14 protein-coding genes and 1 pseudogene are annotated in these 14,563 nt (G+C 54.1%); 11 read left to right on the top strand and 4 right to left on the bottom strand.

Going from position 1 to position 14,563, the window contains the following annotated elements; translation table 11 throughout:
- The first annotated feature begins 16 nt into the window (after positions 1 to 16).
- Positions 17 to 478, top strand: a complete 462-nt coding sequence (locus AC0V6M_RS06915; RefSeq protein ID WP_486138092.1) for a glycosyltransferase — start codon at positions 17 to 19, stop codon at positions 476 to 478.
- Here the strand turns inward: AC0V6M_RS06915 and AC0V6M_RS06910 are convergent.
- Positions 475 to 1,047: a hypothetical protein gene (locus AC0V6M_RS06910; protein WP_486138091.1), complete on the bottom strand. Its 573-nt coding sequence runs from the start codon at positions 1,045 to 1,047 to the stop codon at positions 475 to 477. The two genes, AC0V6M_RS06915 and AC0V6M_RS06910, sit on opposite strands and share 4 nt — an antisense overlap.
- Before the next feature lie 123 nt (positions 1,048 to 1,170).
- Between AC0V6M_RS06910 and AC0V6M_RS06905 the strand changes: the two genes are divergently transcribed.
- Together AC0V6M_RS06905 and AC0V6M_RS06900 are read left to right on the top strand one after the other, a co-directional pair.
- The gene (locus AC0V6M_RS06905) at positions 1,171 to 2,115 is read left to right on the top strand and encodes an IS1595 family transposase (RefSeq protein WP_486138090.1); all 945 of its coding nucleotides are present in this window, start codon (positions 1,171 to 1,173) and stop codon (positions 2,113 to 2,115) included.
- Complete coding sequence (locus tag AC0V6M_RS06900; protein ID WP_486138089.1) at positions 2,108 to 3,079, top strand: P63C domain-containing protein; 972 nt, start codon at positions 2,108 to 2,110, stop codon at positions 3,077 to 3,079. The genes AC0V6M_RS06905 and AC0V6M_RS06900 overlap by 8 nt, the downstream gene beginning before the upstream one ends.
- Before the next feature lie 8 nt (positions 3,080 to 3,087).
- On the opposite strand, the gene AC0V6M_RS06895 is transcribed toward AC0V6M_RS06900, so the two are convergent.
- Positions 3,088 to 3,336: a hypothetical protein gene (locus AC0V6M_RS06895; protein ID WP_486138088.1), complete on the bottom strand. Its 249-nt coding sequence runs from the start codon at positions 3,334 to 3,336 to the stop codon at positions 3,088 to 3,090.
- Between AC0V6M_RS06895 and AC0V6M_RS06890 the strand changes: the two genes are divergently transcribed.
- Entirely contained in the window at positions 3,335 to 4,048 is a 714-nt protein-coding gene (locus AC0V6M_RS06890) for a hypothetical protein (RefSeq protein ID WP_486138087.1), read from the top strand. The two genes, AC0V6M_RS06895 and AC0V6M_RS06890, sit on opposite strands and share 2 nt — an antisense overlap.
- Positions 4,049 to 4,082: 34 nt before the next feature.
- Here the strand turns inward: AC0V6M_RS06890 and AC0V6M_RS06885 are convergent.
- Positions 4,083 to 4,247 (bottom strand): annotated as a pseudogene (locus tag AC0V6M_RS06885) (sugar phosphate nucleotidyltransferase); the annotation flags it as partial.
- 337 nt (positions 4,248 to 4,584) lie between these two features.
- On the opposite strand from AC0V6M_RS06885, the gene AC0V6M_RS06880 reads away from it, so the two are divergent.
- The 7 genes from AC0V6M_RS06880 to AC0V6M_RS06850 all read left to right on the top strand — a co-directional run bounded on the left by AC0V6M_RS06880 (position 4,585) and on the right by AC0V6M_RS06850 (position 12,415).
- Positions 4,585 to 5,076, top strand: a complete 492-nt coding sequence (locus AC0V6M_RS06880; RefSeq protein WP_486139582.1) for a lasso peptide biosynthesis B2 protein — start codon at positions 4,585 to 4,587, stop codon at positions 5,074 to 5,076.
- Between the two features lie 149 nt (positions 5,077 to 5,225).
- Entirely contained in the window at positions 5,226 to 5,468 is a 243-nt protein-coding gene (locus AC0V6M_RS06875) for a hypothetical protein (RefSeq protein WP_486138086.1), read from the top strand.
- Between the two features lie 404 nt (positions 5,469 to 5,872).
- Positions 5,873 to 6,841: an O-antigen ligase family protein gene (locus AC0V6M_RS06870; RefSeq protein ID WP_486138085.1), complete on the top strand. Its 969-nt coding sequence runs from the start codon at positions 5,873 to 5,875 to the stop codon at positions 6,839 to 6,841.
- Positions 6,842 to 7,056: 215 nt separating this feature from the next.
- A complete protein-coding gene (locus tag AC0V6M_RS06865; RefSeq protein ID WP_486138084.1) occupies positions 7,057 to 7,551 on the top strand; it encodes a hypothetical protein in 495 nt (164 codons plus the stop codon).
- 264 nt (positions 7,552 to 7,815) lie between these two features.
- Positions 7,816 to 8,448, top strand: a complete 633-nt coding sequence (locus tag AC0V6M_RS06860; protein WP_486138083.1) for a tyrosine-type recombinase/integrase — start codon at positions 7,816 to 7,818, stop codon at positions 8,446 to 8,448.
- 309 nt (positions 8,449 to 8,757) lie between these two features.
- Positions 8,758 to 9,393, top strand: coding sequence for a LamG-like jellyroll fold domain-containing protein (locus AC0V6M_RS06855; RefSeq protein ID WP_486138082.1), 636 nt, complete (start codon positions 8,758 to 8,760; stop codon positions 9,391 to 9,393).
- 1,024 nt (positions 9,394 to 10,417) lie between these two features.
- Positions 10,418 to 12,415 carry an MAC/perforin domain-containing protein gene (locus tag AC0V6M_RS06850; protein ID WP_486138081.1) on the top strand — a complete coding sequence of 666 codons (1,998 nt, stop codon included), beginning with the start codon at positions 10,418 to 10,420 and terminating at the stop codon, positions 12,413 to 12,415.
- 88 nt (positions 12,416 to 12,503) lie between these two features.
- Here the strand turns inward: AC0V6M_RS06850 and AC0V6M_RS06845 are convergent, their stop codons facing one another.
- A complete protein-coding gene (locus AC0V6M_RS06845; protein WP_486138080.1) occupies positions 12,504 to 14,396 on the bottom strand; it encodes a sensor histidine kinase in 1,893 nt (630 codons plus the stop codon).
- Between the last annotated feature and the right edge of the window lie 167 nt (positions 14,397 to 14,563).

Raw genomic sequence — 14,563 nt, 5'->3', positions numbered from 1 at the left:
TTTGGTGACAGTGGGAATGCAGTTGGGGTTTGACCGGTTGATCCGCGCGATGGACGATATTGCCCCAATGCTGGATACGCCCCTGATCGCTCAGACGGGGCGAGGCCATTACCGTCCAGCCAATATGGAAACGCACGAAAGCTTGGACGCTGGCGAATTTGAAGCGCTGGCAACCGATTCCAATTTGATCGTCTCACACGCGGGGATTGGTACGGTGTTGACAGCTCAAAGACTGCGAAAACCGGTCATCTTGCTCCCCCGGCGAGCGGCGTTAGGCGAGCATCGCAATGATCATCAGTTGGCGACAGCCAAACAGCTGAGCAATCGGCCCGGCATCCTTATTGCTTGGGATACAAATGACCTCGGTTCTGCGATAAGGGGAACCTTGGCAAACCCAGACCTGCCGGACGACGAACCTAAGGCCTCTGCAGAGCTTCTAGACGCAGTCTCGAGCTTTATTGAGAAGGGCGAGATTTAGCGAAAGCCGCTCTGCCTGCCCGCTACAATCACCGCGCACCGCACCGCGCATCCAGCGACGAGAAGTGAGGCACCAATATCCAATATCCAGTTCAACTTTAGTGGGCCTCCATACAACAGAGCGTCTACCGAATGCAGCGATATGATTCGCAGCCCAATCAACAGCAGCATCGCAAAAGCGGAAAGTAGCGCAGTCATCAGCATCCTATTTGCACCGCTGCTGATGGCGTGCAATTTGGCGCGAAATCCTTGCCGGAGAACCAGGCCAAGAAGGCTGACTGCGATTGCAAACAGAGCAATCATGGCGGGAAGTTGCCAAACACTGCGAGCTTCATAAGCACCCCAAGATCGCAGCAGATCGCGCATCAACTCGCGTAGCATGTCCTCAAGACCCAGCAATCGCGACACGATAAGCATACAAAAGAACAGTGCCATCAGGAACCAAGCCCGCCCATGCGGCACGCTCATGCCCTTTCGCACAGAAAACCTCCATGCCGCGCCGCACATCATGGCCGCGAACAGATACAGACCTGCGCCGAGCCAATTGAGGAGCGATACATCCTGAAGCACAGCCCCTTTCCTTTCTCAGCCAACAAAAATCAAACCTGTACCAAGTCATAATTTAGGGACCTATATACCTAACTAGCCACTATGCCGCTTGACTTTCTAGCCAGTCTTGGCTAGTTAAGTTTCATGAGTAGCAAACAAGACAAGCCAGAGACGATCAGCCTCTACCAGTTTTTCGAGAAGTTCCCGAATGAGGAAGCTGCTCGCAAGTATTTTGAGCGCAACCGCTGGGGTGGTGAACCTGCCTGCGGTCACTGTGGCAGCCTTAACGTGGTCGAATGCAAAGATCACAAGCCCATGCCTTACCGCTGCCGCGACTGCCGCAAACATTTCAGTGTTCGCACCGGCACAGTCCTAGCAGAAAGCCGCCTTGGCCTGCACAAGTGGCTTATGGCCATCTACATGATGACAACCGCTCGCAAAGGCATCCCTTCAACCCAAATGGCGCGCGAGCTGGGTATTACCCAAAAGTCCGCATGGTTTTTAGCGCAGCGCATTCGTGAAACATGGCTGTCTGGTCGCGATGAAGGTCCAATGGGTGATGACGTGCAGGTAGACGAAACTTACATTGGCGGCAAAGAGCGCAACAAACACGCCAGCAAGCGCCAGAACAAAGGTCGTGGCCCCGTTGGCAAGGTTGCGGTGATCGGCGCTCGCGACGAAAATAGCCAAGTGCGTGCCACCCCTATCGCAGATACGTCGGCCGCCACCCTTAAAGGTTTTGTACGTCAGAATGTCCGCAAGGGTGCGTTTGTCACCACTGACGAACATGGCTCATACCGTGGGCTGCGTTCAGAAGGTTTTGAGCACTTCACCGTCAATCATGGTGCTGGCGAGTATGTGCGTGACTATTGCATTCACACAAACGGCATTGAGAGCTTTTGGGCGCTGCTCAAGCGTGGCTATAATGGCGTCTATCATTACATGTCGCCAAAACACCTTCACCGTTATGTCAGCGAGTTCTCATTCCGTCACAACACGGCACGGGCTGACACCCTGCAATTCATCGATATGACTGCTACCCGTATGGCCGGTAAGCGCCTCACCTATAAGGAACTAACCAATGGCTGATGACAAGAATATCATCGATCCAATTGACGCTGAATTTGATGACGTGGCCAAAGCTATGCTTGCCGAGGAAAACCCTCTGCCCAAGCGACACGCTCTTTTAAGCGGCCCGCTTCCAATCGGGAACGTCGATTTGCAGTGCGCTGTCTTGGACGACGAAACGCGCATTCTTAGTGCGACTTCCATTTTTTCTGCATTCAAAAAGCGCCGTCAGGGCATGAATGACCGTTTGCAGATTGATGGGATCAAAGTGCCCCCATTTATCGCTGCAAACAACCTGAAACCATATATAAATCAGGATGTTATTGAGCGGATCAAAACCATAGAATACCGCGACGGGAACGCAATAAAGACGGGCTACGACGCCTCTTTGCTAGCAGACCTGTGCGAAATGTATCTGAGTGCACGCAGGGATGGGGTTCTTACCAGCACCCAACTTCCGCAGGCTGAGCAGGCCGAAATTTTGCTTACTGCGTTCGCTAAAGTCGGGATCGCTGCGGTTATCGACGAGGCTACTGGCTATCAAAAAGTCAGGACCAATGATGCACTTAGACTTCTGCTGTCGCGGTATATCGCGGAGGGCCTGCAAAAGTGGCTTTACACCTTTCCAGATACGTTTTTTTCGCAGCTTGATCGACTCTATGGAAACGCAACGACGAGTTCCGGAAAGCGCCCTCAATACTACGGTAAATTCATCAACAAATACATCTATGACCCCATTGAGAACGGTTACGTCAAAACTCAATTGGACAAGCTTAACATTCGAGACGATGGGCGCAGACGCGCTCGCTTCCACCAGTGGCTGACCAACGAAGGAAGAGACGTTCTAATCCGTCAAATTGGCCGTGTAGAGGCAAGAATGGAGATGCATGAAGACATTGAAGGCTTCAAAAAAGCGGAGGCAAAGCAGAAGTCCATTACAATCGCTCCGTATCTTTTTGACGATATGAACCGAATCATTAAGTAAGTAGCGTGCTACACGGTTGCTGCCCGTGCTGTGCCGACCTGCCAGATGTCTAGCAATCGAAACGCCGCATCTAGTGTTGGCGCTTTGCCGAGTATCTTTATGCCCTTTGACTGCCTGTCATCGTCAGTTTCAAATAAAAAGTAACCATCAAAACCCAAATGCTCGCATTCTAGGTCACTTATGCTATGCGGTGAAAGCATGCCTAAATGCAAGGCGCGACTTTCGTCTATCTGAAAACTACCTAGGATTTCGTCCATGGCTAAAGCCTCTCCAAAAAAACCCCGAATTTCTGTAAACGATCTTGCACAATACATGGTTTCCTCTGATACCGCGCGCGTTGGGATCGTACGCCGCGCGAAGTCTCCGCAGATACCGCCGATCATCCGATATAAAGATGCGCGTGGCCCCATCTGCGAGCATTTAGCAAGCGCAGACCGATCTGTGAATCCCCTACATGCCGCTGAGGCGATGTTCGAGCAACGGACGCAAGACTCGAGCATGTCTGCATTGATGCAGGATGATGCTAAGAACTGCATCGAAGTGATCCATGGTATCCAGAGGATGCAAAACCAGCTCGGCCAGTTCACATTCTCTAACGCTCCAAAGCAGCAAAAGAAACTTGAGATTGAGGGTTTGGAAATCTCGATCCGTGCAGATTTGTTTGCGCACGGCAAAAATCGCAAGGGTAACGACACCATTGGCGCTGCCGTGCTTAGGATGACCCAGAGCGATGAGAAAACCGAAGCGGCAATTAGCAAGCGCCGCGAAATGGGGCTTTATGTGGCCACTTTGGCACGAGCCCATGTGGATCAGAATTTGGCTGGCAACTCGCTAGCGGACAACAAGCTGTGCATGTCGATAGATGTTCAGCGGGGTGAGGTTTTTACAGCACCGACGTCCAGCACTCGGCGCATGAATGATCTAACCAATGCTTGCCGATTTATCGTGGCACTTTGGCCGACTGTCTAGCGAGCCGCTCGGCTAGCTATCTATATAGGCCCCTAATCAATATATCCCGAATCCCTGCCAGCATTAAAGTGCTGAGCGGATAGTAAATCATTGGCTTGTCGAAAACTGGCATCAATTGCTTAGAAACCCCGCGCGTAAGCGGGTATAAACGCGTCCCTGAGCCACCAGCTAGAATAATGCCTTTGCGGCTGGTGGTCATCGGATGCAGCTCCTAATACTGGTGCGAATACCCCCTGTATTTGCATCCCAGAATACTTGCAGGGCCGCATAGCGCGGTCAACGCACAACTGCGGCCTTACACCGAACTCCTTAGGGCAGTCGGCGGGGATAATCGCAGTGGCGCCACTTAACCCTGGTCGATGCGCTGGATAATCTCACGAAAATAGCGCACCGTCAGCGGCATACATCCGCCGAACCCAAAGGCTTGCTCCTAAACATATGACTGAAGGCACAGCCATTGACACAATGCTAGCTGCTGCAATGCACGGCGAGGCAGCGCCGTAGGGGACGAGAGCGTTTCGCAGGTTTCGGAGCGAATTGCCTTTCATGGGATCGTTGGTGCGCTCAATCAGCGCCTCGACCATCTCTCTGACTGGCCCGACCAGATCCTCGATGACATCAAGCACGAAGCGCAGATTGCTGCGCTTTGGGAGGAAACGCATCGGCATTATCTCGCAACGCTTATCGATACCTTAGCAGACCGAAGCAATGGCGGCCAAATGCAGCCTTGCCTTAGCGCAAAGCAAGCGGAAATGACCGACCGTATCGCCTATGTGCTGCCTCGCCTTTCAACTCGTGTGCCATGGCGCAGCGATTGCTTGATACAGGCGACCGCTGGTCAGAACTGGCTAAGACAGTTAGGCATTCCAAGCGTGATCGAGCTGGAGGTTAGGCGAGAAACGGCCAATGGCCTCAACGCGCATGCTTGGCTGTTGTGCGGAGACCAGACCGTGCTGGGCAGCAGCACAGAACTTTACACGCCGATCTTATTACGCGGTCCAAAACCAACCATTGCCCCTAACAAGTAATTGGCCAATGGGGTCTGGCTGTTAGCGCGACTCGATTTGTAAATTGCTTCCAACCTAGTAATACTACGCAGGTTAGACAGCGGGAGCGGAAGATGGCGCCTACATTACGACTTCAAATAGCGGTTTTTGCGGCCGCCATTGCGCTGTTTTTGACGCCATTTTCAGCCCATGCCAATACCAGAGCGGGCGATTATTCTGTCTGCTGTGCTGGAGCTACACTGGAAGGCGGCGTTGATCAGAGTTGGTTTGCCGAGGACACAGGCCGCGGTGCACTATGGCTAGCGCTGTTGGGCGGTATGGGAGCAATCATCGGCATCCTGATCATTCAAGAAGACGGTGATGAGGAACAGCGCGGTGATGGAGGCCTCAATCAATCGCCAGGGGCCAATTGAAGCGGGCCCTTTGATCGCCTGCTATGCGTGCTGATCGTATTTCCCAACAATCAAGCGCCTTTGCGCTCGCTGCGCTATTAACTCTGGCGGCGATAGCTGGTGGAGGCGGCGTCAGATACGGTCTGGCAAACCTGACCGTACAACTTGCGGCCCTCGTTGTTCTTGGAGCGCATCGCCGCGCCTTTACAGAGTTCTGGGGCACGGCGCCGTTTTCTCTTCGCGTCCTTACTGGTGCTTGCCTGTTGCTTCCGATTCTGCAGCTCATCCCTCTACCAACGGGAGTTTTAGCAGTCTTACCCGGCAGGCAGTTGGTGCTCGAAGCGCACTCGCTAGCCGGGGTGAATATCTGGTTTCCCATGAGCGTGGATCCGGCCCGAACACTTGTCGCGCTTGCAGGTTTGATCTTGCCACTCGCCGTAATGATCGTCGCTTATCAACTTTCGCGGCATCAATTGGTCTGGATCGCCTGGATCTTGGTCGGCTTGGCCTTGGGCGGCGTATTGCTCGGAGCGATCCAAGTCGTGACGCAAAGTCAGAGCGGGCTTCTCTATCCGGAAAACTCAATGCCTGGCGTCCTGTTCGGGACCTTTGCCAACCGCAATTCAGCTGGCCTGTTTCTGGTCTCGACCCTTGCGCTCGCCGCGCTGCTGCCCGCTCCGTTGAATGCCTCAAGATTTACCGTTTGGCGCGCAACGATCTGCTTGCTGTTGATCACTGCCATTTTGCTCACCCGCTCTCGCACCGCTATAGTTTTGGCCGCGGTGCCGCTTGCAATGTTGGTTACGAAAAATCTCGGCTCAAGCCTCAGCAAGGCGCGTGAAAACCCACACAAAAGACGTCGGCTGCGCAAGAAATGGGCGGTTGCCAGCCTCGTATTGGCAACATTGATCACCAGCCTTACCGCCTTTGCACCCGGGCGGATTAGCGACAGCATTGATCGCTTCGGTGCCAGAGAGGACGCCCGCAGCTACATCTGGGAAGATGCGACCTACACCGCCAGCCGCTATTGGCCAATCGGATCGGGTATGGGTACGTTCGATGAAGTTTTTCAACTGGACGAGTCTCTTGAAAACCTCACGCCACGCCGTGCTGGACGTGCGCATAACGACTATCTGGAAATCGCTATTGAGGCAGGATTCGTTGGGATTGTACTCGTCGCGCTTTGGCTCATTTGGATTGCTTCGATGTCATGGAGAGCGCGGCTATCAGCGCAAAAATGGGCCGCCTGGAGTGGAAGCGCAATCCTGGCTAGTATCGCATTTCAATCATTGTTGGATTACCCACTTCGAAACCAGACGTTGCTCGGAATGGCAGCATTTGCGATCATCCTGCTGCTGGGTTTTGGCAAGGCGCATCAGGACCAAGAGGCATGAAGCAAGCGCTTTGGATCATAGCTTTTTTGCTCATCGGCCTCATCACTACAGGAGCGCAAATTGACCGGCAGGCCCGCGTATCAGGCGATCTCGCAGCTAACGTTCCCGCACCATTCCGTGCCTTTGCACAAGAGAGGCTAACCACTCGCGCCCTTGCAGAAGGTACGCCCAACCAAGCACTGGCCGAAGCCCGACAGCTAGTAGCACGCCGCCCCATGGCTGCCGAACATTTGCGCACTCTGGCCATCGCACATGCCATTCATCAAAATGACGCGGCTAGCCTTCAGACACTACAAGCCGCCAGCCGCCGGGGCTGGCGCGACCCGATCACGCAGGAAGCGGTTCTGAGACTGGCTATCGAAACGGAAAACCATAGCGAGGCCGCAAGACGATACGCTTCCCTTATGGCCATGCCCAACACGTCAAACGCTCTGCTTACTGAACTGGGTGAGGCAGCCTTGAGTACACCCAAAAGTCGCACAACCTTTGCGACTGTCTTGGCTCCAGCAAAACGCTGGCACAGCACTTTCCTTCGGCGCGGGCCAATGGACCTGACGCCGCCTGTCTTCGTGGAATTGATTGCCGAAGCACAAGATCAAGGCGCAAAGTTTGATTGCAAGCAATTGCAGCAAGCGGAGAGGGTTCTGAATGGCAAATCAGATACTATAAGGCTGCGCCCAAAGTTCGCGATCAGCGACAATTGTGTGTAGAAGAGGAATGTACTGACATCATAAACACCTGTTTTCAAAGCCTTAATTATTTCATTCTTTGCGGCCGACCCGCAAAAATGCCCGCTAGCTTCCAGCCGAGCGGCACAACTAATTTATATCGGAAGGCAATTGTCTCAGTTCACGTTGGCGAAAGTGTAAACATCGAATGACCGCTTTGCGCCTCAATGTCGGACGTGGCCATTCGAATTCTTAGCTCTTGAAAGCAGACATTCGCCCAGGCCATTCCGGCCGAAGAGAATGACAATGACCTACTCACACTTTGACCCGGCTGCGCAGAACCGCGTGCCGTGGAACTTTGGAGCGAAGATTGGGCCCAAGCGTCCATTCAATCAGAAACAGATTTGGGCGATCCGTTTCTTTCTAGATCGCGAAAAGCGCGTTCGAGATCGCGCGCTGTTTGATGTGGTGATCGATAGCAAGCTGCGAGGCTGTGATCTTGTTGAGTTGAAGATCGGTGACTTGGCCAGCGGTCCAGAGATCAGAACGCGAGTGACAATCACGCAGCGCAAAACTGGTCGGCCCGTTCAGTTTGAGATCGCGGCAGACGCGCGCGTCAGCCTGTTCGCCTGGCTAGAGCTCAGAGAAGGTGACGTCGAGGACTTCGTCTTTCCTAGCCGAGTTGATCATTCACGCCATCTCAGCACGCGCCAATATGCTCGCCTTGTCGATGAATGGGCTGAAGCGATCGGCCTCCGGCCTGAGGAATACGGCACCCACTCGCTTCGAAGAACAAAAGCCTCGATCATCTACAAAGCGACTAGCAACATCCGCGCCATCCAAATCCTGCTCGGGCATTCGAAAATTGAGAACACTGTCCGTTACCTTGGTGTCGACATTGAGGATGCTCTCACGCTCGCGGAGAAGATGGAAATCTGACGTTCGGGCGGTTCGCTGCCGCACCAGTTTTACAACAAGGGATGGGTCTTTAGTGGAATGACGGTTTCCCGACCTGAGTCAGCCCAAATTGTACAGTCGTCAATCAAGTTCTTTTCCCATGACAATACCAGTGCGAGTATTCATGTTGGCGCAAGTCAATTGAACGAATTATGGGGGTCTTCCCCCATACAACCCTGAGCCATTCTGCTGCACAAATCCTCTGCGCCTCATTTCCTGACGCGCTTTGGGGAATATCGAATGCGACCAATCATTTTTACGGTCTTAGCAGGGGCATTGTTGCACCTTCCTTTGACAGCTCAAGAGGCATCCTATGTGCCTGATGTGCTTGAGTTGGACGGAGAAACCTCACTAACGTTTCCAGCGGATGCAAGCCTCGACCTGTCAGGTGGGGCCACTGTCGAATTTTGGGTGCAGCCCGATTGGACTGCGCCGCCAACTTATGATCCGGTGGTGCTGTCCTATGCAGGGAACGATGGGGCCAGCTATCTCGTTTCCATCCTAAGAGACCGCGACGGCATTGGGGTGATGTCGGGCGACAAATACGAGGTGGTCCCTTTTGATTTTTCAGACGCCCGGATGCACCACGTCGCTTTGATCGACTATGGCAATCAAACCGAAGTTTTGGTCAATAATGATCTTGTCGCGGTTCTACCCATGACCATTCAGAACCTTCCTGCGGACGGGCTGTTCGTTGGCAGCTCTGATGGCGAGAACAATCCGCTTCAGGGGGCCTTGGGTGCAGTGCGTCTTTGGGGTGTCCCGTTGGCACAGGATACGGTGATTGATTGGGCGCTGCGCGACGTTCTTTCAGAAGAAGGCGCAGACCATCCAGATCTACAGTTTTTGATTGGCCACAGCGCCTTCTCCAGCGAGGATTTCTTGCTGGCTAGTGTCGCTGCGGAACCAGAGACGGGAGGGAATTAAGATGACACTTAAAGCCAACATGAAAACACTCATGATCGCCTTAGCAGGGAGCATGACAATGACGACAGTGCATGTCGCAGCCGAAGCCAAGCCAAAGCCCAAGACAACGGCGGCGAGCGCATCCAAGGGCAAACCTAAGCCTAAAAAACCAGGTAAACCAGGAACCACTCAAGGAAGCGCGACAGCAAAGCCGGGCCGCCCGAACACCAGCCGCAACCGTGCCGGTTACAAGCCCCGTACGGTCACCTTCCGTCAGCCAAACCGTGCGGATCGCACAGCGGCTAGCACCCTCAGAAGAACTCAACGCGGCAATGCCGTGCCGTTGGGCAGGTCAGTTCGTGATAGGCGGGCGCCCAACGCCCGTGCCGCATTGACGACCAAGCAGGCGGCGCGTGCCAAGCCGGAGGTTAGCAAGACCTCCGCAACAGCTCTGCAAGCGGCCGTTGCCAACGGTCGCAGGGCAACAGAAGCATCGCGTGGTGCAGTTCGCGTAGGCGCTGCCCCCATCGGCAGTGGGCAGAGAAACTTAGACGCCACGCAATTGGCCCGGGATACTGCGCTGCGCCGCGGTCTTCCTCCACCCCAAGGACCTGGATTGCGCGTCCGTCTCGCTAACAGTTTCAAATCATTGTTTAATTGGTCTCGGTAGCAACTGAGAGTGAATGTAATTCAAGGCTGGGCCGCGATGCTCCAGCGCGAGGAGGTTATTGTGAAATCACAGAGTCTATCAGGTGTGGCAACGGGTGCTTTGGCGCTGGGTATGCTGGCTTATTCATCGGCTGCTATCGGCAATACGAGCGAACAATCGCGCAGCCGCGCTGACGTTCTGACCAACCCGGTACAAACCAGCAGCGCTTTTCTTGAAGGGAGCCCGGCTCCTGCGCGTGACACCACTCTGTTCAAGGGATGCGAGGATGACCAAAGCGGATCACTCGCCGGAAATCCACGCGATCGCATCGAAGATGCGCGCGGCGGCGATCCGAACCCAACCGGGCGCGTTTTCGCACCCGTTGGAGGGGCAGAAGTGGAAGCTCCCTCAGACGTTGACGAAGAGGCAGATTGCGCATCCCGCATCGACGGTCTTTGGGTTGAACGCAGCGCTCAACCGGCATTCGACAAGAACTTTGAAGCTGGCGGCTGGGCTGATGGCGCAGACACGCCAGAACTGCGTGCGCTGACGCACGGTGTATATACGCAGCCAGGCTTTCTAGTGATCCAGCGAACGGATGAGCCAGACAGCCAACTGACTTTGCGTCGGCCATTTTTGGGCAAACGATCCGTAACTTTCACCTCCGCTGACAACGCTCGGCTGGATCAAGCTTTGACGAGGAGCGTACCGGCCAAGCGGTATCGTGCCTCCACAAAGGTCCGAGACTTAGGCTCAAACTTGAGTGTGCGTGTGGCCAGTAATGGAGTCTTAGTACTCGATATTGATGGAAAGCTATTCATTCGACCAAAGCCGGAGCTGTCTGCTACGGAGCGCGCGGGGCAAACCCCAATGGAAGATGCGTTCAATCGCGAAGCCACCATCCAATTCATCGATTCCGTGGCGCGCGGCTTTGATGTGACGACCCAAAACCCAAACCGCTTTGCTGAAAATGACAAGGATTTTGTCTTCGCACGGCAAACGGGAACCGAGTTTTACACCAAAGACCGCAAGATCGTTCCCATAGACATGCGGCTTGATCTGTTGAGCGATCAAGGGGCGGTCTTCTTCTCTTCCTTGATCAGCAGCGGCTCCGACATTCAAACCGCCTATGCATCGAGCTTTGGAATATCGGCAAAAGTCGGAATAGATGGCAAAGTGTCCAACAAAAGCGGCACGGCGGAAGGCAATTTGGAAGCTTCGGTTGGGTATGGAGCAGGGTTCTCAAACAGCCAATTTTCGCAGATGCAGCGCAGCCAATCTGTGTCGCAGGCCATTGGTTTCTCAAGGCAAAAACAATTCGCATTGATCCGTGATCATGCCCAGTCAGAATTGGATGGGTTTTTCCGTGATGCCGTGATTACAGCGGTTCAAACGGGCAACTATGACCGTCTCATTCAAACTTACGGCACGCACTATCCCTATGCGACGACATTTGGATCCTCTGGTCAAACACGTCACACGACCACGAAAGAAGGATATCGCGAGCTTGTCTCAAACTCTGAGAATGAGAACGAGCGCGGCGGTGTCAATCTTTTGATCGCGCAAACGAATGTGGAGAGAAGTTCCTCGTCGCAAAATAGCTCTAGCTTCGAAACTTCCACGGAATATGGCACGGCATATTTCGATGCTGTGGGCGGAAATGGCAGCCGGAACGAAGGGGGCTTCACCGCAGGGGCAACAGCTTATCCAATTTTGAAAGATATGCGCCCCCTCGCCGACCTTTTGAACCCGATCAATTTTCCCGGGCAACCGGAGATTTATGACCGCGGTCGTAAAGCCTTTGCCGCCAAAATTGACAACTACCTTCGTCGTGCCGGGCGTAGAGTGAAAACCGGGTCCCTTTTACCTAAGATTATTCCCGTCGAGCGGTGGACGATCCGCGCGCTTAGTTTAGCCTGCCATGGTTCGGGATCGATTGAGGATAATGACCGCATTCAACTGCAAGGCACGATGACGCTGAAGGTCGACTATCCGACCGAGAGTTCTAAGCCTGTTTTCGAAGCAGGGACTGGAAAGACATATCGCGGCATGTTCTGCAATAAGAAGCGATACACGGCTACCAACGCGGATCGTTTTGTACTGGAGGGCACAGCAGAGCAGCTTCGCGAGGCGCGTTACCGGGTGCATTCAGACCTTTATGAAGCGGACTTTGGTTCCCCGATAAAGGCGTTTCGGGTCAAAGTGCAGGGAGGGCTGGCGCAGAAAGTTTGGCCAGACCAGATCCACAAAGGAAATTCGCCAGAGTTCGCTTTGCCGAACAAAAGTGAACTGAACGCATCTGGCCGACTTGTTCGAACCTATGGTGTGCCTGGTGGACGTGCTGGAAAACAGCCTGATCTGAGGCTGCGGATCGAATTTCAGCTGGAGAAATGAGAAGGCAAAAAAGCGCCTAGGGGAGAGCGGGCGGCGAAAGAGAAATTTGCTCAATCAGCCGCCCCGTACTCGCCAATGATGGATTGTTTCAAATCGAAATAAAGGCAACCGTGCCGCTGCCTTTGCGCGATCTCAATTCAAAGCCCACACCCAAGCTCGCAGCGGTTTCCGCCACAATCGCTAGCCCCAATCCATCGCCCGACGATGGATCGCCGCTTTGCCCTCTTTGAAGCGCCTGATCGCGGTCTTCCTCGGTCAGGCCCTCGCCATTGTCCCAGACCTCGATGCGAACACCATCACCGCGCTGCCGAGCGGCGAGCAGGACGTTGTCGCCGCCATGTTTCAGAGCATTGGAAACCAGATTGCTGACTATCCGCATCAGCGCCACCGGATCACAATGCACCTGCGCTAAGCAAGGCCGATAACGCAGCTCCCTGCCCAACTGCGCCGCTTCATGGCGGAAAATTTCACGCACATTGTCGAGCACCACGCGAACGGGAAACTCTTCGAATGCAACGCCCGAAAACTCATTCCCTTCGTTGCGGTACGCGGTGTCGCCCTGCCCCCTTGCGATCCCTTCAAGGTAGTCAAACGCGGCCTGCATTTGCTCGGTCGCCTGTTCGTTCTGTCCGCGAATTTTGCCCAAAGCAGCGCGCAACGACATAAGCGGCTGGCGAATGTCATGGCTGACATCGGAAAGCTGATTGAGCCGGGCTTGGGACAATTCGCGCGCTTCGTCGTAGTTGCGTTGGCTCTCCAAAAGCTGCGCGTTCAATTGCAATTGCTCGTTGGCAGCGGCCAAGGCCTCGCTTTGCGCTTTGTCACGCTCGTTGCGGATCGCGAGTATTCGCAGCAGGATCGCCACAGAGAAAGCGATGCACTCTGTAAACAAGGCAAAATGACCGTAGTCGAGCGTCGTATCGAGATTGAAATGTCCCGGCACAAGGTGAGCGGCGGTCGCATATACAAAGGACGAGACGACAAACGACGCGCCAACAATGAAGGGAATGGCTCCCACCCTCTTTTTCGAAAAAGCCACCATGCCGGAGATGAGTTGGATCAGTGCGGCGATTGGCACCATGGAATAGGCAGGGACTATAAAACCAGGCAGGTCGAACAATGGAACTGCGCCTAGAAACAACAAGCAGATCACGCACAAAAATGCGATCAGAAACCGGTCTAGACGAGGCGTGATCTGTGAAAACTGGAACAATTGGCGCGCGAAGTTGATGCCAGCAGCGGGCATCAGCAACATGGCGGCAAGATTCATCCGATCATTAAGCCAGGGGCTGCCCGGCCAAATGTATTGAAAGGCATAGCCATCGGCGTTGGAAACGTAGAATATGCCCGCCAGAATGTAGAGCGCAAACGACGTTCCCAACCGCCAACCGATGACTGGGATCAACAGCAGCGACAGGATTACCATCGCCAACAAAGCACCATTCATAAACCAGTCGATGAAGGCTTCCTGTGCGTGTTCTTGAGTGGCCGCATCGGCCATGCCCAGATGCACGGGAAGGAATGTCGTCGAAGACGAACGATACCCGACCAGAAATTCCACCTGTTCGCCCGGCTCCATTGCAAAATCGGCTTGCTGAAACCGGCTGGGAATGGCGCGCTCTTGAAAGGGTTGAGTGTTGGCATGGAACAGCACTTCTTCGGCCACTCCATCGCGCACAATATAGACCCGCAACTCCTTGATATATTGGCGTTGAATATCGAGCCGCCACACGCCCGCTTCGCTTTCCGGATTGACCGCAATAAAGTGCAGCCAAACGCGTGCCTGCGTCATCCCTGCATCAATATAGGGCGTATCCATCAGCTCAAACGAAGCGGTTTGGCTCGCCATATCCTCGACGGATTTTTCCAATGTCGGATCAAGCGCAAAAGAAACCTGTCCCGCCAAATATTCGTGATAGCTGCGGTCAGAAGACAATTGGATCGGACTGATCGGTGACTTAGCAGTGGCTGAAGCGGACACAAACAAGCCCGCCAAAAGCGAGATAAGCAGCAGGCTTAACCCAAACCTTGGTTTGATCGCGGCAGTTGGAGCCCAAAATTGCAAGCTATGCTGCATGGTCACAGTCATGCTCTTCGCTTTGGATCAGGTCTATGGGGGCGATCCCCCATTGGCTCTGTGTGCTGCCC

Source organism: Erythrobacter sp. JB3-1 (genome assembly GCF_057364995.1).
This window is presented reverse-complemented; position numbering and strand designations above follow the sequence as displayed.